Consider the following 19431-nt stretch of genomic DNA (forward strand, 5'->3'; position numbering starts at 1 on the left):
GCAGGCTACAAAAAAGAAAACCCCGCCGAAGCAGGGTTCTCTCAATACAGCAGCGAACAACAATCAGCCAAGCAGTTTGATCATCACACCCGCTGCAACCGCAGAGCCGATAACACCAGCCACATTCGGGCCCATCGCGTGCATCAGCAGGAAGTTCTGCGGGTTCGCCTCCAGGCCAACCTTGTTGGACACCCGCGCCGCCATCGGCACCGCAGACACCCCGGCAGAACCAATCAACGGGTTGATCGCTTCCTTGGTCACCTTATTCATCAACTTGGCCATCAAGATACCGGCAGCGGTACCAACCGCGAAGGCCACCATGCCCAGCACCAGGATACCCAGAGTCTGGCCATCCAGGAACTTGTCCGCCACCAGCTTGGCGCCAACAGACAGCCCCAGGAAGATGGTCACAATGTTGATCAGCGCGTTCTGGGCCGTGTCGCTCAAACGCTCGACCACGCCACACTCACGCATCAGGTTACCGAAGCAGAACATACCCAGCAGCGGAGCCGCATCCGGCAGGAACAGAACCACCGCGATCAGTACCACGATCGGGAAGATGATCTTCTCTTTCTTGCTCACCGGGCGCAGCTGCGACATCTTGATGGCGCGCTCTTTCTGGGTGGTCAGCGCCTTCATGATCGGCGGCTGGATCATCGGCACCAACGCCATGTAGGCGTAGGCAGAGACCGCGATAGCACCCAGCAGATGCGGAGCCAGAACGCTTGATACGTAGATCGACGTCGGGCCATCCGCACCACCGATAATACCGATGGCCGCTGCTTCACGAATGGTGAACTCAAGAACACCGGTCCAGTCCAGCAGCGCCGCACCAATCACGGTACCGAAGATACCGAACTGAGCGGCGGCACCAAGCAGCAGCGTCTTGGGGTTAGCCAGCAAGGGGCCAAAATCGGTCATCGCGCCAACGCCCATGAAGATCAGCAGCGGGCCAATGGTAGAACCGATAATCACCATGTAGAAGCTGTGCAGCATCCCGTGGCTGTAACCAAGGCTTTGAGCGATGGAATCCGCAGCACTCACCGTGCCGTAGCCAGCCGACTCATAGGCTTCCTTGAAGGCCGCCTTTACCTCAGGGGTAACTGTCTGGCCAGCCTGATAGGCTACATCTAGTGTGCTCGCCAATGCCGCATACACTTCCGGCTTCGCGAAATGGATGGCGTTCTCGGCCGCAGACAGGGCAAGCCCTGCCTCCGGAATATTCGCCAGAATGCCACCGAACCCAATGGGTACCAGAAGCAATGGCTCAAACTTCTTGTTGATCGCAAGATAGAGAAGCACAAGGCCAACGATGATCATCACCACCTGGCCCGGCTCTATGTTGAACAGGCCACTACCTGTCCACAACGTCAGTAACTTTTCCATGGAATGCTGGCCCTTATGCGATTGTCAGCATTTCATCATCAACGGAGACGGCGTCCCCCTCCTTGATGAAGACTTCACCGATGGTACCGGCCTTGGGTGCGCGAACCTCGGTTTCCATTTTCATGGCTTCGAGGATAATCAGCACATCGCCCTCTTCCACGGTATCACCCGGAGAAACGTGAACCTTCCAGATGTTACCGCCCAGAGGCGCCACCACAGGCTCGCCCTCACCGGCAGCCGGAGCTGCAGCAGCGGCAGGCGCAGAGGCGCCACCCTGGCCTTCAATCTGGCTGATCTCACCACCTTCGTTAACAGCAACCACGTACTTCTTGCCGTTAACTTCCACGGTGTAAGTCTCAGGGCCAGCGGCCTTCTTGGCGGGGGCAACGTCATCGGCACTCGGTACCGGCTCAAATGCATCCGGATTACCGCGGTTTTCCAGGAACTTCAGGCCAATCTGCGGGAACAAGGCGTAGGTCAGAACGTCATCAACTTCCTGCTCGGCCAGTTTGATGCCCTTCTCTTTGGCGATGTCCTTCAGCTCAGCGGTCAGCTTGTCCATTTCCGGTTCAAGCACATCCGCCGGGCGGCAGGTCATCACTTCCTTGCCATCCAGAACACGATCCTGCAATTCTTTGTTCATGGGTGCCGGCGCTGCGCCGTACTCACCCTTCAGGATCGCAGCCGTTTCCTTGGAGATCGACTTGTAACGCTCGCCGGTCAGAACATTCAGTACCGCCTGGGTACCGACAATCTGAGAGGTTGGGGTCACCAGCGGGATGAAACCCAGGTCTTCGCGAACCTTGGGAATTTCTTCCAGAACCTGATCAAACTTGTCGCTTGCGTTCTGCTCACGCAACTGGTTTTCCATGTTGGTCAGCATGCCGCCCGGCACCTGGGCAATCAGGATGCGGGAATCGGTTCCACGGAGGCTGCCTTCAAATTTGGCGTACTTCTTACGCACTTCGCGGAAATAAGCGGCAATTTCTTCCAGCAGGTTCAGGTCCAGGCCGGTGTCACGGTCGGTACCTTCCAGAATGGCCACGACTGCCTCAGTGGGCGAGTGGCCGTAGGTCATACTCATGGAGGAGATTGCGGTGTCCACGTTATCAATGCCGGCTTCCGCAGCCTTGATGGCGGTGGCGGTAGACATGCCGGTGGTGGCGTGGCACTGCATGTGGATCGGGATATCCAGCTCTTTCTTCAGACGACTGACCAGCTCATACGCTACGTAGGGCTTGAGAATGCCCGCCATGTCTTTGATCGCGATGGAATCGGCACCCATGTCGGCCACTTCTTTCGCCAGCTCTACCCACATGTCGACGGTATGCACGGGGCTGGTGGTGTAGGCAATGGTGCCCTGGGCATGCTTGCCGGTCTTGCGAACGGCTTTGATGGCACGGTCCATGTTACGAGGATCGTTCATCGCGTCGAAGATACGGAACACGTCAACGCCATTTTCGGCGGCACGCTCACAGAAACGATCAACCACATCATCCGCGTAATGGCGATAGCCCAACAGGTTCTGACCACGCAACAGCATCTGCTGTTGGGTGTTGGGCATGGCTTTTTTCAGCTCGCGGATGCGCTCCCATGGGTCTTCGCCCAGGTAACGGATACAGGAATCAAAGGTAGCACCACCCCAGGACTCCAGAGACCAGAAACCGACTTTGTCGAGTTTCTCGGCAATGGGCAGCATGTCATCAAGCCGCATACGGGTGGCAAGCAGGGATTGGTGGGCGTCACGCAGAATTACGTCCGTAATCCCCAGCGGTTTCTTGGTATCAGTCATCGTGTCAGCCTTCTGTTAAAAGGTTCTAATCGTGCAACGGGTCACTTCTTGTGGCGTGCCCGGTATTGTGCAATCGCCTTCTTGATGGCCTCGGCGGTGTCAGGATCAACCGACGCGGGCGCCTTCGGCTTGGCACGTGGCGTTTTGGCCGGGGTTGCCGGCTCTGGCGGCGCAAACCGTCCAATGAGTTTGGACATGAGCAGTGTCGCGAATACCAGAACAACCAGGAACGCGAACACAAAGCCCATACCAGCAATCATCAACTCGACGGCTTGTGACATCAGCTCATTCATATCGAATAGCTACCTGTATTGATTTGTGTGATTTCCCCGCTTCGCCGCCTTCAGCCGTCAGACCAAAGTCTAATGGCTGGAACGAACAAATCGGGAGGCAAAATCCTGCGTAATTTACCGTTTTCATTGATCAGGAGCAACCTGAAGTAAACATTTCTATAGGGACTTTCCGAGCTTCCTGGCCTGATCTGACACTCACCCGACCGGTCTCCAACAACCGGAATCAAGCATAACGAACCCTGATTTTGCGGCCTTTGACCTTTCCTTTCTCAAGCCGAGCCAAAGCTTTATCTGCCCAGGCTTCATCAACGGCCACAAAACACTGGAAATCGAACAGATCTATTTTTCCCACTGCCGTACCCGGAATACCCGCATCCCCGGTCAAAGCGCCCAACACGTCGCCAGGGCGCACTTTGTCTTTTCGACCACCGGCCAGGCACAGGGTTTTCATGGCCGGGCGAACCGGGCGTAACGTTTGCGCCAGCAGGCTTTCGGAATCGCCCCAGACAACAGACGCACCCCGGGCTGATTCAAGCCGCGAGACTTTATGGCCCTGGCTGGGCGCGCACAGCGTAATCGCGTGCCCCTGTTCACCGGCACGCCCAGTACGGCCAATGCGATGGGTGTGTACTTCCGGGTCGCGGGCAGGCTCGGCATTGATCACCAGGGGCAACGCTTTGATATCCAGGCCACGAGCAGCCACGTCGGTGGCGACCATAACCGTACAACTCTGATTGGCGAATTTGACCAACGTGCTGTCCCTGTCTTTCTGCTCGAGATCCCCATGCAGTGACATAGCCGCAAAACCGAGTGCCTCAAGCTCCTGCGCCAGCTCGTCGCAGTCCCGCTTGGTTGTACAGAAAACCACAGACGACACCGGCTGATAATGAGACAACAGGGCTGCAACTGCGCGAACTTTCTGGTCTGGCGATATTTCGTAGAACACCTCAGAAATACTGCTGGTAGCGTCTTCTGCCTCGATCCTGACGTCCACCGGCTCAACCTGGAAGCGCTCGCTCATGGCCCGGATCGGTTCTGGCCAGGTTGCGGAAAACAGGAGGGTTTGTCGGGCGGCCGGCGTTTGCTCAAGAATGGACAACACCACCTCTTCAAACCCCATATCCAGCATTCGGTCTGCTTCGTCCAACACCAGCGTGTTCACGCGGTCCAGGGTCAGCGTACCCTTGCGCAGGTGGTCATCAACCCTGCCCGGCGTGCCTACCACGATATGGGCGCCATGACTGAGCGAGCCGATCTGGGGCCCTATGGGAACACCCCCACAAAGCGTGAGCACTTTCACGTTGTCTTGTGCCCGCGCCAGCTCTCTCAGAGCCTTGGCCACCTGATCAGCCAGTTCCCGGGTCGGGCATAACACCAGCGCCTGCACCGCAAATTGTTTTGGTTTCAGTCGTTCCACCAGCGGAATGCCGAATGCAGCCGTCTTGCCACTGCCGGTCTGCGCCATGGCAATCACATCCTTGCCGGCCAGCGCTGGTGGCAATGCCTTGACCTGTATGCCTGTCGGCTGCTCAAAACCTAACCGCTGCAGATTTGCCTGCATGGCCGGAGACAGCCCCAGTTCCTTAAAAGAAGACATAGAAAAATCCACGAGGTAAATGTTTGTGGGTTATTGCGGGAATAACGTCGGCGTATACTAGAGGTTCATAGATTGCAGTTTATCACGAATCCATGGAGTCACTGATGGCGTCTTTGCAGGACCAACTACTCAAGGCCGGACTGGCCGACGAAAAGAAAGCCAAAAGCATACGAAACGAAAAGCGCAAGCAACGCAAACAGCAACCCAAAGGTGCGGTTCAGGTGAATGAAGCCGAGGAACGCGCTCGCCAGGCCCGCCTTGAAAAGGCCGAGCGTGACCGCCAGCTGAATCTGGAACGGCAAAAGGAGGCGGAAAAGAAAGCCATTCAGGCTCAGATTCGGCAACTGATTGAAACAAACCGGCTGGACCGCAGCCGGGGCGAAACGTCTTACCAGTTTGTTGACGGAAAGAAGATCAAGAAAATTCTGGTGGATGACACCATGGTCGACCAGCTCTCCCGTGGCCGGCTTGCGATTGTGGCAATTGGAGATAACTACGAAGTGGTCCCGGACAAAGTAGCCCGTAAGATTATGGAGCGAGACGAAACCGCCGTGATTTCGATGCACGATCGCAAGCAGGATGATGCCGGAGAGGACGACCCTTACGCGGGGTATGAGATTCCGGATGATTTGATGTGGTGAAAGCAAAACGCCCCAGCTTGTGAGATATACAAGCTGAGGCGTTTTGGTCTTTATTTGGCGCGGCTGGGAGGATTATTCGGGCCTACGGCCCTTACCCCTTCGGGGCCGTCGTCGCGCTGCTCCGACGTTCCTCAGCACACTGCGTGTGCTTCGGTCGAACCTCTTTCGGTTCAAATTCTCCCAGCTATACAAAGCAAAACGCCCCAGCTTGTGAGATATACAAGCTGAGGCGTTTTGGTCTTTATTTGGCGCGGCTGGGAGGATTCGAACCTCCGACCGCCTGGTTCGTAGCCAGGTACTCTATCCAGCTGAGCTACAGCCGCTTAAAACAGGTTTGCGATAGTGGCGCGGCTGGGAGGATTCGAACCTCCGACCGCCTGGTTCGTAGCCAGGTACTCTATCCAGCTGAGCTACAGCCGCGCATCTTTCGCATTGGTTGAATGCTGCTTCAACCTGTTCTCGTTTCCCCAAAAGGAAATGGCGGAGAGGGAGGGATTCGAACCCTCGGTACGATTGCTCGTACGGTTCCTTAGCAGGGAACTGGTTTCAGCCACTCACCCACCTCTCCTTGAGAACGGGGCGTATACTACCATAATTTTTCTGTTTTCATAGGGTTGACACGAGTTTTTTCTACTCGATTTTCCCCACCATCAAAAAAGCCGCTCAGGTTTCCCGTGAGCGGCTTTTTATCGATCAACGATTGCCCGGTTCCGGCTCGTCTGAGCCTTTTTCGGACTGAATCCGCTGATAGATTTCTTCACGGTGAACCGCGACGTCTTTGGGCGCGTTAACACCGATACGTACCTGGTTCCCCTTCACTCCCAGAACGGTAACGGTAATCTCGTCGCCGATCATCAGAGTTTCGCCAACACGGCGGGTCAAAATCAACATATCCCTTTCTCCCTATTCCAAACCAACCTGTTCCGACAACAGAATGTTGTACTTATAGCTTTTATAAAGAGATCACCGATCATACTAAAGACGCAATAATACTTATACCCCTTCGCATCTCGATAGCTATTATCAATGACTCAAAAAGGCGCGCTTGCGAGCATCCTGCTGTTAAGCGCCCTCGTCCACCCCGGCCTGATCCAGCTCAAATGCACTGTGCAGTGCACGAACCGCCAGCTCGAGATACTTCTCATCGATCACCACCGAAATCTTGATTTCCGAGGTGGAGATCATCTGAATATTAATACCTTCTTTGGACAGCGCCTCAAACATTTTAGTTGCCACGCCAGCGTGCGAGCGCATGCCTACGCCCACAATACTCACTTTTGCAATCTTGCTGTCGCCACCCACTTCGCCAGCGCCAATTTCGCTGGAGATACCACGCAGAACTTCCTGGGCCCGTTTGAAGTCGTTACGGTGGACAGTGAAGGTGAACGCGGTTTTATTATCTTCGCCCACGTTCTGCACAATCATGTCCACTTCAATATTGGCATCGCTGACCGGCTTCAGAATCCGCAGGGCACTGCCCGGGGTATCCGGCACACCGGAAATGGTCAGTTTGGCTTCATCACGATTGAAAGCAATGCCGGAAACAACCGGTTGTTCCATGGCGTTCTCATCCTCAAAAGTAATCAGAGTGCCTTCACCTTCCTGGAAGCTGGAAAGCACTCTTAATGGAACATTGTATTTACCTGCAAATTCGACGGCGCGAATCTGGAGCACTTTCGAGCCCAGGCTGGCCATCTCGAGCATTTCTTCAAATGTAATTCGATCGAGCCGGCGAGCACTGTCTACCACCCGCGGGTCGGTTGTATAAACACCGTCCACATCCGTGTAGATCTGACACTCGTCAGCCTTCAGGGCAGCCGCCAGTGCCACCGCGGTAGTGTCTGAACCACCGCGACCGAGCGTAGTGATGTTGCCGTGCTCATCGATACCCTGGAAGCCCGCAACAACCACTACCCGGCCGGCTTCCAGATCTTCGCGCATGCGCTGCTCATCAATCTGCTTGATCCGCGCCTTGGTGTGACTGCTATCCGTCAGGATGCGCACCTGTGAGCCGGTGTAAGACCGGGCATCACAGCCACGCTTCTGCAGCGCCATAGACAACAACGCGATGGTCACCTGCTCACCGGTAGACACCAGTACGTCCATTTCCCGGGGTACCGGATCTTCCATAATGTTGTTGGCCAGGGCGATCAGCCGGTTGGTTTCTCCGCTCATCGCCGAGACCACAACCACCACATCGTGCCCGTCTTTACGGAACTGACACACCTTGTCAGCCACCGCCTCAATCCGCTCGGTTGTGCCAACGGACGTACCACCAAATTTCTGAACCAACAGAGCCATGTTTTGCCAAACTCCGAACCGGGGACTCAAAGCGGAACACCGATTGCCCGCCCATCAAATAAAGCGGGCGGAATTATAAACCTCCGCCCGCGTCCAAAAACAGTTGCTTAACCGATATTTTGTTCAACCCAGGCCGGAACGCCTGCCAGGGCATCCGCCAGCTTGGACGGGTCGTTACCGCCACCCTGTGCCATGTCCGGACGGCCACCACCTTTACCGTCCACTTGCGCCGCCAGATGCTTCATCAGATCGCCCGCTTTAATACGACCAGTGGCAGACTTGGTAACCCCGGCAACCAGGGTAACCTTGCCGTCGTCTACAGTGGCCAGAACCACCACACCTTCGCCCAGCTTATTCTTCAACTGGTCGGCGGTTTCCATCAGCGCCTTGCGGTCAGCACCTTCCAGCTCTGCCGCGACCACTTTGAGCCCGGCCACCTCTACGGCATTTCCAGCAAGATCACTGCCTGCGGAACTGGCGAGCTTGGCCTTCAGGGTATCAACGTCTTTTTCAAGCTGGCGGTTGCGGTCGAGGACCTGCTGAACCTTGTCCACGACGGTCTCACGGGTGCCTTTAACCAGGCGCGCCGTTTCGCGCAGGGTTCGTTCAGTGGCGTCCAGCCATTCCAGCGCACCAAACCCGGTCACCGCCTCAATACGGCGAACACCAGAGGAGATACCGCTTTCCGAGGTTATCCTGAACAGACCAATATCACCGGTGCGAGACACGTGAGTACCACCACAAAGCTCCACGGAATAACTATCGGTGCCCATGCTCAACACACGCACCACATCACCGTACTTCTCACCGAACAGGGCCATGGCGCCTTTCTCTTTGGCAGACTCCATGTCGGTCACGTCCACCTGAACCGGGGTATTCTCCAGAACCTGTTCGTTTACCTGACGCTCGATCTCTTTCAACTGTTCCGGGGTGACCGCTTCAAAATGGGAGAAATCGAAGCGCAGTTTGTCCGGATCTACCAGCGAGCCTTTCTGGGTGACATGCTCGCCCAGAACCTTGCGCAGTGCTGCGTGCAGCAGGTGCGTGGCGGAATGGTTGCGCTTGGTACGCTCACGGCGGGCGTGATCAATCCGGGCATCCACTTCCAGGCCCGGGAACAACTCGCCCTCTACCAATGTGCCCACGTGCAGGTGGTTGTCGCCTTCCTTGCGGGTATCGGTTACCTGGAAGCGACCACCGCTCCAGGTCAGCAGGCCGGTATCACCCACCTGGCCGCCGGATTCCGCGTAGAACGGCGTGCGCTCCAGCACCACCACACACTCGTCCCCAGCCTCGGCGGTTTTCTCTTCACCGTTGACCAGAACCGTGCGGATGCGCTCATGGCCGTCAATATGGTCGTAGCCGGTGAACTCGGTCTTACCGTCAATGGTGATGCCGGCGGCGTTGTAATCGATGCCGAACTTGCTGGCCGCGCGGGCACGGTCACGCTGGGCGTCCATGGCCTTTTCGTAGCCTTCGTAGTCCAGGGTCAGGCCACGCTCACGGGCGATGTCGTTGGTCAGGTCTACCGGGAAGCCGTAGGTGTCGTACAGGGTAAATACGGTTTCACCAGGAATTTCCGTACCCTTCAGTTCGGCGATGTCCTGCTCCAGCAGGCGCAAACCCTTGTCCAGGGTCTTGGCAAATTGCTCTTCTTCCTGCAACAGCACCTTTTCGATCTGTTTGCGGCTGCTGACCAGTTGTGGGTAGGCCTCGCCCATCAATTCCACCAGGGCGCCGGTCAGTTTGTAGAAGAACGGCTGGGTTGCGCCCAGCTTGTTACCGTGACGGGCTGCACGGCGGATGATCCGGCGCAGTACAAAGCCGCGGCCTTCGTTTGACGGCATCACACCATCGGCAATCAGGAAGGCACAGGAGCGAATATGATCCGCCACCACCCGCAGCGACGCTTCGGTGGTCGCCGCACCGCCCAGAATTTCAGATGCAGCCTTCAGCAGATCCTGGAACAGGTCAATCTCATAGTTGCTGTGAACGCCCTGCAGCACAGCCGCAATCCGCTCCAGCCCCATGCCGGTATCCACGGAAGGCTTGGGCAGGTTCAGCATCTCGCCATCGGCGGTGCGGTTATACTGCATGAACACCACGTTCCAGATCTCGATGTAGCGGTCGCCGTCTTCTTCCGGGCTGCCGGGAGGTCCGCCAGCCACATCCGGGCCGTGGTCGTAGAAAATCTCGGTACAGGGGCCGCAGGGGCCGGTGTCGCCCATCTGCCAGAAGTTATCGGAAGCGTAGCGGCCGCCTTTGTTGTCGCCGATGCGAATAATCCGTTCAGCCGGAACGCCAACCTCTTTGTTCCAGATATCAAAGGCTTCGTCGTCTTCGGCGTACACGGTTACCCAGAGCTTTTCCTGGGGCAGGTTCAGGTGCTGCTCACCGGTCAGGAAGGTCCAGGCAAAATTGATGGCTTCACGCTTGAAGTAATCGCCAAAGCTGAAGTTACCCAGCATTTCGAAGAACGTGTGGTGGCGGGCGGTGTAGCCAACGTTTTCCAGGTCGTTGTGTTTACCACCGGCGCGCACGCACTTCTGGGATGAGGTCGCTCGGGTGTAGTCGCGTTCTTCCCGGCCCAGGAAGGCATCCTTGAACTGGTTCATACCAGCGTTGGTAAACAGCAGTGTGGGATCGTCTGCCGGCACCAGCGAACTGCTCGGCACAATGGTGTGACCCTGCTGCTTGAAATATTCCAGAAACGCCTGTCGCAACTCTGCGGTTTTCATAGACCTTTGATACCTTTCGACCTTTAACACCTTGCCTGAAACCCGCCGGAATAGCCGGCAAGTCCGCGATTGAAATACGAATACTTACATGCGTGTGCAAATCCGCTACTCTAGCACACGCCGAGAACAGGAAAAACGTGAAACCTCACAGGAGACTCCATGCCCCGAAGCTTTCATAACGCCGAGGAACTTTTACCGCCAGCCACCGCACTGAAGCGGGCCCTGGCCATTACCTACGATGGATTGATCAGTATTGCCGTGCTGCTGGTTGCCACCTGGGCTTACACCATGATCGCAGGCTGGATTACCGGCTGGGAACAGTACGAACAGATGGCGGAAGCCGGCGAACTCGAGGGCGGCCCGGGCCTCACCTTCACCCTGTTCCTGGTGCTCTACCTTTTCTTCGCCTATTTCTGGACCCGTATCGGCCAAACCCTGGGCATGCAGGTATGGCGCATTCGAATCGAGAACCTGGATGGCACGTCCGTCAGTTGGACCCAGGCCCTGCTCCGTTATGGCAGCGCAGCGGCAGTCATCGTGTTGACCATGATTGCCGCCTACTACGTCGGCTCCCTGACGCTCCTGCTCACGGTGCCCGCTGTGATCGCCCTGTTCTACCCAATCAACGGCTTGTCGCTGACCGATCGCGCATCCAACAGCGTGGTTGTAGCCGTGCCCGCACCGGACAAATCAAAAACCGCCAAAAACAAAAAGTAATGCGCCCGGGCCGGCTATCTCAGCCGGCCCGTCTCATCAACACAGCCCCCACCAAAGCGTTCACCAGAATCGGCACCAGCACCGCCAAGAGCGGATTAAACCCGTATACCATGCTCATGGGCCCCAATAAATCCTGCATGTACTTGAACAACAGGCCCACCAGCAGGCCGGTGAACACGCGGAACCCCATGGTTACAGAGCGCAACGGACCAAAGATGAAGGAAATGGCCACCAAGACCATCACCGCCGTACCCAACGGCATCAACGCCTTTTTCCAGAATGCGAGCCAATAACGGGCCGCCGTCAGCCCCTGTTCGCCCAGATAGGTGGCGTAGGTGTAGAGGCCGGCCATGGAAAGGTTTTCTGGTTTAACGATCAACACACTCAGCACTTCCGGTGACAGCCCGGTCTCCCAGCGCAAGGCGGCATGCTCATTGCGCAGGGTGCGTTCGTCCTCAATGCGAGTGGACACCACCTTCTCCAGCAACCAGTGATCACCCTGGAAAATCGCTCTTTCAGCAAAGCTGGACACTTCCAGCTGCCGGTCGCCTCCAAAACGGAACAAAGATACGCCGTGCAATACGCCGTTTGGCTGAACGGCATTCAGGTGCATGAACGTGTTCCCCTCCCGGTGCCAGACACCGTGGGCCGACGCAACATTCCTGCTCGCCCCCAGGGCCACAGCTTTGTCGCTCTGCGCCATGCGCTCCGTGGTCGGCGCAACGTATTCACCGATGGCCAGCCCCAACACAACAACCACCAGGGCTGGCTTCATCGCCGACCAGACAATCCTGCGAATGGAAACACCGGCAGCCCGGATAACCGTCAGCTCCGAAGAGCTGGCCATGGCACCTAGCCCTACCAGGCACCCCATGAAAGCACCCAGCGGCAGATAATCGTATATTCGCCTTGGCAAGGTCAGAAATACATACCAGAGCGCCTGCAGGGTCTGGTAATCGTTTCGGGTGTCGTCCAGCTCGGCAATAAAGGCGAAAATCACATCCAGTGACAGCACCACCATCATCACCAGGAACATCGCACCGCCCACCGTGCGCATGACGTAACCATCGATTCTACGCATGGGCACGGGCCTCCTTTTCCAGGCGCCGCTTATAAAGCCAGGCAGGGCCAAACTGCAACCAAAGCCCCAGCGCCAGGAAAATCACATGCACCCACAACATGCCTATCCACTCCGGCACCTTGCCATCCGCCAGGGCATCCCGCGCTACAATCAGCAACCCGAGGTAGGTGATGTAAACCAGCATCGCCGGTAGTAGATGGAAGAAACGGCCCTGGCGCGGGTTAACCCGACTAAGACGGACCGCCAGCAGGGTCACGATCGGCACAATCAACGGTAGCGAGAAACGCCAATGTAGCAGAGCCCGGTCCTCCGGCTTATCCGATTGCCAGAGCGCCCTGGTGCTGATGCCCTCCTCGAGCTCCCGGTTACCTGCTTCTCCACCCATGATCTTAAGGCCATAGGCTTCGAACCGGGTAACATTGTAATCAAGTCTGCCAGGTTGCCCCTGAAACCGCCCACCGTTCTCCAGAATCAGGAACCGGCTACCGGTTTCCTGATCGATCAACTGGGAACCAGACTCGGCGGTGATCAGAGTCACGCCTTGCCCGTTACGATCATACTCGGCGATGAATACTCCCTGGAGCTGCCGCTTATCTTCGCTCAGGGCCTCGGTGTAGGTAACCCGGCTACCAGACGTAAAATCCTGAAATCGCCCCGGCGCCAGCATCTCGAACTCTGTGGCGGTGCGCGCTTCGTTGAAGATAGCCTCCACCTGCTTCATACCCCACGGCGACACATACAGGCTCATGCTGGCCACAACCAGCATCACCGGTACACAGCCAATCAGGGTTTTCGCCAGCAACTGCCTGTCGCTGACACCACAGGCGAACAACACCGTCATTTCGCTTTCAAGGTACATCCGCCCGTAGGCCAGCAGGATGCCGATAAACAGCCCCAGAGGCAGAATCAGCTCCAGGAATCCCGGAAAGCGGTAGGCCATGATGGAAAACAGAACGCCGGCGGGAATCTCGCCTTCTGCGGCATTGCCCAGGTACTTGATAAAGCGACCACTCATAAACACCAGCAACAGGATGCCGGAAACGGCAACCATGCTGACCATGATCTGGCGAATGAGGTAACGGAAAACGATGTTCAAATCAGTCTCTCTGGCAGCGCCGAAGCGTGAGATGGTCGATAACGGAAACTGCGGGTATTCTATGTAACCTTGGCGATGAATGACAGTATAAGCCTGATACGATAAAGCCATCGTAACGATACAAGCCTGCCGCTTGATTAATCGAGCTTTTGCCCCAATCCTATGGGCATCGGATGAACAACGCCTACCACATTCAACAAAGCACAACCTGACAACGGGAGTTGCCATGAATTTCAGCCTGAGCAGCAAAGCCATCACCGCCACCAAAACCGATTGCCTGGTTATCGCGGTGCCTGAGAAGGGCGAGTGGCCGGAAACCACAAAAGCAGCAGACGAAGCACTGGGAGGGCTGATCAAGCAACTTGAAAAAGCGGGCGACCTGACTGGCAAAAACGCGTCTGTAAACACCCTGCCCCTGGTCGATCAACCATGGCAGCGCGTGGTTGTGGTCGGCACCGGCAAAGACAGCGACCGCACGCCAGCCAACTTTCGCAAGGCACTGATCGCCATGATGGGAGCCCTGAAAGACGGCCCGTCCAAGAGCGCACTGATCTGCCTGGCCGACACCAGCCTGCAGGGTGAGGACGCCGTCAGCTCCGAAGAAGCCCGCCTGAACCTGATCGGGCGTGTTCTGGAAGACCAGCTCTACACCTTCACCGAATTCAAGAGTGAAAAGCCAGCTGCCCGTAAACTCAAGAAGGTGGTGGTGCAGGCTTCCGGTTCCGCTAAAGCCTTGAAAGACGCCTTCAACCAAGGCCTGGCTACCGGGCGCGGCATGAATTACACCAAAGATCTGGGCAACACCCCGCCCAACATCTGCCACCCGGTCTGGCTCGCCGAGCAGGCCAAGAACATGGCCAAGGAATACGACTGCATCAAGACCGAAGTGCTTGATGAAAAGCAGATGGAAAAGCTGGGCATGAACACCATCCTTGCGGTGGGCAAAGGCTCCAAACAGCCCCCGCGCCTGATCGTAATGGAATACCGGGGTGGCAAAGCCAAAGACAAACCCTACGTATTGGTGGGTAAAGGCATCACCTTCGATACCGGCGGCATCAGCCTTAAGCCCGGCGAAGGCATGGATGAAATGAAATACGACATGGGCGGCTCCGCCAGCGTGTTCGGCACCATGAAAGTGCTGGCCGAAACCAAACCCAAAATCAACGTGGTTGCCGTAATCGCCGCTGCCGAAAACATGCCTGACGGCGGCGCCTCCCGCCCCGGCGACATTGTCACCACCCTGAGCGGCATGACCGTTGAAATCCTCAACACCGACGCCGAAGGCCGCCTGGTGCTGTGCGACGCCCTCACCTACGTGAAAAAATTCGACCCGGAAGCCGTGGTCGACATGGCCACCCTCACCGGCGCCTGTATCATTGCTTTGGGTAACCAGGCCACCGGCCTGCTGTCCAATAACGACGAACTGGCACACGAACTGCTGGCCGCTGGCGAACGCACCGGCGACCGCGCCTGGCGCCTGCCGCTGTGGGACGAATACCAGAGCCAGCTCGACAGCAACTTCGCCGACATGGCCAACATCGGCGGCCGCCCCGCAGGTACCATCACCGCCGCCTGCTTCCTGAGCCGCTTCGCCAAAGACTACCGCTGGGCCCACCTGGACATCGCCGGCACCGCCTGGAACTCCGGCAAAGCCAAAGGCGCCACCGGCCGCCCGGTCCCCCTGCTTGTCGACTACCTGATGACCCATGCAGGATAACCAGCCAACCCCACCGGAACCCGGCAGCCCCACTGCCGGCCCCTCCGGCCGGGACGATAAAAACCAGCGCTACTGGTTCCACATCCTCGCCCAGAACACCCCAGCCGCCCGCAACCTCCACGCAGCCAAACTCGTGGACAAAGCCTGGCAGCAGGGCGACCGCGTGTGCATCCTCTGCGACACCGAAGAACAGGCCCAAGAACTCGACGACCTGCTGTGGAACATCGCCCCCGATGCCTTCATCCCCCACAGCATCGCCCAAGACCCAACCACGCCCTGCCCCGACCCCGTCGGCATCCTCCTCTACCCGCCGGCCGCTGTAGACTGGGATACCGTTATCGTCCTGTCCTCAACACTGCCCGACGATGCCGACCAGTACCGCCGGCTGGCTCTAGTCGCCCACAACGACCCGGCCGTGTTGAACCAGGCTCGGGGGCACTACAAGCAACTCAGGGCTATGGGAATTGAGGCTCGGGTGCACGACATGCGAAAGCGTTAATTTTTTTAGGGTATACGGATTTAATGGTTGATGGGGCACCTTCACCCCATCAATCTGATACCACCCTCAGATGGTTGATAGATCGACTCCGTAGTTGAGTTCCTCTGCGAAGTCCGGCAGTCCGTAACCGATGGTTTTCTTGTAGAAAGGAGAGACCTTCGCAGTCGGTGCCTTCTTCTTGTGCTTCGTGGTGTAGAGCATTCGTGCCCGCATCACCTCGAAGGAGTAACCGCGCCCTTCACGGTTCTTGTCCTTGGCCAGTCGGTTGATGGACTCCGTGTAAGCGTTGGTGACGGGCATGTCCGTCTCGAAGTAGGTCATGGTCTCTTCGCGCCAGTTTCCCACTGCCCTGACCAGATCGCTCCAGACTTCCTTTTGGCCCTTCGGGATGGTGGCTATCCACTCGTCCAGGGCGGCTTCTGCCTGGAGCCGTGTGGTGGCGTCCCAGATGCCGTAGAAGCGCTCCTTGTGCTCGTAGGCGGCCAGCAGTTGCGGGAACGCGCCTGTCCAGGTCTCCATGATGAGGCGCTCCCGGTCTGAGACTTCGTGAGCGCGTTTCAGCAGGATTTTCCGGTCTCCCTTGAGAGTCCGGCTCTGGGACGGTTTCAGCTCCTTTCTGAGGCCCTTGCGCACTCTCTCTAGGGCATCGTTGGCCATGCGCACCACATGGAACTTATCGACCACGATACGGGCCTGGGGCAGCACAGCCTTGACCGCTGCCCGGTAGGGGTTCCACATGTCCATGCTGACGATCTCGACCTTCTGCCGGTCTTTCAGCTTCATCAGGTAGTTGGTCACCACGTCCTGGCGGCGGGTGGCCAGCAGGTCGAGCAGGGTTCGCTCCTCAATGTTGGTCAGAATGCAGCGGTAGCGCTTGTTCAGGTATAGCTCGTCAATGCCCAGGATGCGGGGCGTCTCGAAGCGGTGCCAGCGCCCCAGGAACTCGGCGCGGGCGTTGAAGATGTCGCGCACCGTCTTCTCGTCCAGGCCGGTCTGTGCCGCCACAAAGGTGTAGGGGTGGTTGAAGGATTCCTTCTCCACGTACTCATGCAGCCGCAGTGTCATACGGAATCCGTCTACCATCTCCGGTAGCTGGGGCCTGAATGTTGTCTTGCAGGCCCGGCAGGTGTATCGGCGGCGGACCACCCAGAGAGTGACCCGCTTGCCGTGGATGGGCAGATCACGATAGGGAACGTCACGCTTGCCGAACCGTACGAACTCACCCTGCACGCCGCATTCCTCGCAGGCGATGGGATCGGGCACGTCCACCTGGAAGTGCATTTCGTCGTCGGTTGATTTGCAGCCCAGTACTTGGTATTGCGGAGGTGAAGGATGTTGTCGGGAAGTTCGGTCATGGTGTTGTATAGGCGTAGGTGTCAGTCAGATCCATCCGGCTCGGCATTGGTGTTTGCTTTTTTACCCAACAAGCTGCTGGAAACGAAAAGTAAGGCACCGAGGACAATTGCAATATCAGCCAGGTTGAAGGCCGGCCAATGCCAGTCTCGCCAATAGAAATCAAAGGAATCCACAACATAGCCGCGAAAGACCCGGTCAATCAGGTTGCCCATGGCGCCACCGAGGATAAGACTGTAAGCGATGGCTTCTCCTTTATGACGATTTTCAAGGATCAGCTTGATCAGAAAAATCGAGACCACTACCGCGATTCCGATAAAAAAGTAGCGCTGCCAGCCTCCACCATTCGCAAAAAGACTGAATGCGGCACCGGTGTTCCATAGGTGCACCCAGTTAAAGAACGGGGTCACCGAAACATACTCGCCATAGGCCATTGATTGCTGCACCAGCCACTTTACAGCCTGATCAGACGCTGCCAGCAGGCCCGATATGGACAATAGGGCATACGGCGAGAGCTTTTTGCCAATAATGAGCATTATTTAACCCTTCAACGCCAGAATGCGTCTGGCACCGTTAAGTACAATGACCCCCGCGATGGTGCCGATAATCAGATCCGGATAATTGGACCCGGTCCACGCGACCAGGGCGCCGGCGGTGATGACCCCCAGGTTGATCACCACGTCGTTGGCCGAAAATATCCAGCTAGCCTTCATATGAGCTCCGCCCCCTCGATGTTTGGATACCATCAGCAGACAGGCGGTATTGGCAATCAATGCGACGAATGCGATGGCTATCATCACCAGCGATTCAGGCTCACTACCGAATACAAAGCGCCTCACCACCTCTACGAGTACGCCAACAGCCAAAACCAGTTGGACCACACCAGCAACGTGCGCAACACGGACCTGCCTTTTCACGCTATGCCCAACCGCATAAAGAGCGAGTCCGTACACTGCCGCATCAGCAAAATTGTCCAGGGACTCTGCAATGAGGCCAGTTGACTGAGCCATCAGACCGGCAGTCATTTCCACCACGAACAGAAGTGCATTGATGCCGAGCAACCAGCGCAGGGTCCCGGATTCTTGCTTAGCAGAAGCTGCCGAAAACTCGGCGGCCTTGATGGTCTCCGGATTTGCAGCGACGGTTTCCTGAAGCGAGGCGCCTAGCCCCAAGGTCTTCAGTTTCGAGGTGACGGGCTCGACCTCGCCGTCATGCACGACCTTCAGCCGGCGGTTCGACAAGTCGAAGGACAGCGCCCGAATCTCCTCAAAGCCGTTCAGGGCTAGGCGAATCATTCGTTCTTCTGATGGACAGTCCATCTTCGGCACGGCATAAACACTGACCCATCTCCCTGGCGCCTCGGAGGAGGCCTGTATATCGGTATCCGCTGCGGACGTTGCATCACCGCCACAGGCGCCACCACAGGATTTGCTCATGATACGACTCCACTTGAACAATGTTGTGGTACCATTTAAAACTATAAAGCTACTATAAGGTCAATAGAGTAAAGAATCCGTTGGGGAGGAGGCTGATGCGCATTGGTCAGTTGGCGCAGTTGGTAGGGGTCGAAACACAGACGATCCGCTTCTATGAACAGCAGGGCTTGTTGCCGCCGCCTGATCGGCAGGACAACGGTTACCGTGTCTATACCGAGAAGCATGGTGAGGGGCTGGCCTTCATCCGTCGCTGCAGAATCCTGGGCCTGTCACTGGCTGAGATTCACGAACTACAGAGCTATCAGGACGACCCTCATCAGCCTTGTACCGCCGTCAACGCCTTGCTCGATGATCACATCTCTCATGTGCGGTCGCAGATAACCGCTCTGCAAGCGCTTGAGAAACAACTCGTTTCACTGAGAGCGAGTTGCAACGATGACCGGGAAGTTGAGGCGTGTGGGGTTCTTGCTGGAATTAGCGAAGGAAACATGCACCAGCAGTAGGTGAAGCATCAACCAGATAATCCGATGAGATGCCGGTCTGTCTCACTCTCATGCAAAGGTAAGATCAACCATTTAATCCGCTTACCCTTTTTTTATTAGCCACGGACACTCACGGACTTACACGGACAAGAAGCAGATTTGGCAATCTGATTGAAGCAAAGAGTTGAGGGGCGGACAGCACAAGGCCATATCTGTGGGGTTGGGGACAGGCTTTCCAAAAATTTCGTAGGCCATGGATGGCCGGAGACAAGCGCCACAGGGATGTGCCGCAAGGAGCGCTT

16 protein-coding genes, 3 tRNA genes and 1 pseudogene are annotated in these 19431 nt (G+C 56.9%); 5 read left to right on the forward strand and 15 right to left on the reverse strand.

Annotated features, from left to right (window positions below; genetic code table 11):
- Positions 1–63 precede the first annotated feature (63 nt).
- From RVM24_RS07740 to dbpA, 4 genes are all read right to left on the reverse strand, one after another.
- The gene (locus tag RVM24_RS07740; RefSeq protein ID WP_061332704.1) at positions 64–1386 is read right to left on the reverse strand and encodes a sodium ion-translocating decarboxylase subunit beta; all 1323 of its coding nucleotides are present in this window, start codon (positions 1384–1386) and stop codon (positions 64–66) included.
- Positions 1387–1399: 13 nt separating this feature from the next.
- Positions 1400–3178 (reverse strand): sodium-extruding oxaloacetate decarboxylase subunit alpha, encoded by a 1779-nt coding sequence (gene oadA, locus RVM24_RS07745; protein ID WP_061332703.1) that lies wholly within the window; start codon positions 3176–3178, stop codon positions 1400–1402.
- A 41-nt stretch (positions 3179–3219) separates the two neighbouring features.
- On the reverse strand, positions 3220–3471 hold the full coding sequence (locus tag RVM24_RS07750) for an OadG family protein (protein ID WP_061332702.1): 252 nt from the start codon (positions 3469–3471) through the stop codon (positions 3220–3222).
- A gap of 223 nt (positions 3472–3694) precedes the next feature.
- On the reverse strand, positions 3695–5068 hold the full coding sequence (gene dbpA / locus RVM24_RS07755) for an ATP-dependent RNA helicase DbpA (protein ID WP_431475213.1): 1374 nt from the start codon (positions 5066–5068) through the stop codon (positions 3695–3697).
- Between the two features lie 104 nt (positions 5069–5172).
- On the opposite strand from dbpA, the gene RVM24_RS07760 reads away from it, so the two are divergent.
- A complete protein-coding gene (locus RVM24_RS07760) occupies positions 5173–5709 on the forward strand; it encodes a DUF2058 domain-containing protein (RefSeq protein ID WP_319634287.1) in 537 nt (178 codons plus the stop codon).
- 246 nt (positions 5710–5955) lie between these two features.
- On the opposite strand, the gene RVM24_RS07765 is transcribed toward RVM24_RS07760, so the two are convergent.
- The 6 genes from RVM24_RS07765 to alaS form a co-directional block, all read right to left on the reverse strand.
- Positions 5956–6032: transfer RNA gene (locus RVM24_RS07765), tRNA-Arg, on the reverse strand.
- Positions 6033–6052: 20 nt separating this feature from the next.
- A tRNA-Arg gene (locus RVM24_RS07770) sits at positions 6053–6129 on the reverse strand.
- 58 nt (positions 6130–6187) lie between these two features.
- Positions 6188–6277 (reverse strand) — tRNA-Ser (locus RVM24_RS07775).
- Positions 6278–6402: 125 nt separating this feature from the next.
- Positions 6403–6600, reverse strand: coding sequence for a carbon storage regulator CsrA (gene csrA / locus RVM24_RS07780; protein WP_022989559.1), 198 nt, complete (start codon positions 6598–6600; stop codon positions 6403–6405).
- A 171-nt stretch (positions 6601–6771) separates the two neighbouring features.
- Positions 6772–8010: an aspartate kinase gene (locus tag RVM24_RS07785; protein ID WP_072677054.1), complete on the reverse strand. Its 1239-nt coding sequence runs from the start codon at positions 8008–8010 to the stop codon at positions 6772–6774.
- A gap of 107 nt (positions 8011–8117) precedes the next feature.
- The gene (gene alaS / locus RVM24_RS07790; RefSeq protein WP_431475214.1) at positions 8118–10748 is read right to left on the reverse strand and encodes an alanine--tRNA ligase; all 2631 of its coding nucleotides are present in this window, start codon (positions 10746–10748) and stop codon (positions 8118–8120) included.
- Positions 10749–10907: 159 nt separating this feature from the next.
- Between alaS and RVM24_RS07795 the strand changes: the two genes are divergently transcribed.
- Complete coding sequence (locus RVM24_RS07795) at positions 10908–11465, forward strand: RDD family protein (protein ID WP_431475215.1); 558 nt, start codon at positions 10908–10910, stop codon at positions 11463–11465.
- 19 nt (positions 11466–11484) lie between these two features.
- On the opposite strand, the gene lptG is transcribed toward RVM24_RS07795, so the two are convergent.
- The gene (lptG, locus tag RVM24_RS07800) at positions 11485–12546 is read right to left on the reverse strand and encodes an LPS export ABC transporter permease LptG (RefSeq protein ID WP_431475216.1); all 1062 of its coding nucleotides are present in this window, start codon (positions 12544–12546) and stop codon (positions 11485–11487) included.
- On the reverse strand, positions 12539–13642 hold the full coding sequence (gene lptF, locus RVM24_RS07805; protein ID WP_244178167.1) for an LPS export ABC transporter permease LptF: 1104 nt from the start codon (positions 13640–13642) through the stop codon (positions 12539–12541). Before lptF ends, lptG begins: the two co-directional genes overlap by 8 nt.
- 226 nt (positions 13643–13868) lie before the next feature.
- Between lptF and RVM24_RS07810 the strand changes: the two genes are divergently transcribed.
- On the forward strand, positions 13869–15359 hold the full coding sequence (locus RVM24_RS07810; RefSeq protein ID WP_106693712.1) for a leucyl aminopeptidase: 1491 nt from the start codon (positions 13869–13871) through the stop codon (positions 15357–15359).
- Entirely contained in the window at positions 15349–15858 is a 510-nt protein-coding gene (locus RVM24_RS07815) for a DNA polymerase III subunit chi (protein ID WP_431475217.1), read from the forward strand. The genes RVM24_RS07810 and RVM24_RS07815 overlap by 11 nt, the downstream gene beginning before the upstream one ends.
- A 66-nt stretch (positions 15859–15924) precedes the next feature.
- Here the strand turns inward: RVM24_RS07815 and RVM24_RS07820 are convergent.
- From RVM24_RS07820 to RVM24_RS07830, 3 genes and pseudogenes are all read right to left on the reverse strand, one after another.
- Positions 15925–17213: pseudogene (locus RVM24_RS07820) on the reverse strand (ISL3-like element ISPpu12 family transposase).
- 21 nt (positions 17214–17234) lie between these two features.
- A complete protein-coding gene (gene lspA / locus RVM24_RS07825; protein ID WP_004863699.1) occupies positions 17235–17747 on the reverse strand; it encodes a signal peptidase II in 513 nt (170 codons plus the stop codon).
- A gap of 3 nt (positions 17748–17750) precedes the next feature.
- Positions 17751–18647 carry a cation transporter gene (locus RVM24_RS07830; RefSeq protein ID WP_072676343.1) on the reverse strand — a complete coding sequence of 299 codons (897 nt, stop codon included), beginning with the start codon at positions 18645–18647 and terminating at the stop codon, positions 17751–17753.
- A 95-nt stretch (positions 18648–18742) separates the two neighbouring features.
- On the opposite strand from RVM24_RS07830, the gene cadR reads away from it, so the two are divergent.
- Positions 18743–19150, forward strand: coding sequence for a Cd(II)/Pb(II)-responsive transcriptional regulator (gene cadR / locus RVM24_RS07835; protein ID WP_004364961.1), 408 nt, complete (start codon positions 18743–18745; stop codon positions 19148–19150).
- Positions 19151–19431 lie beyond the last annotated feature (281 nt).

The sequence above is a fragment of the Marinobacter sp. KM021 genome (assembly GCF_050707965.1).
Lineage (GTDB): Bacteria > Pseudomonadota > Gammaproteobacteria > Pseudomonadales > Oleiphilaceae > Marinobacter > Marinobacter shengliensis.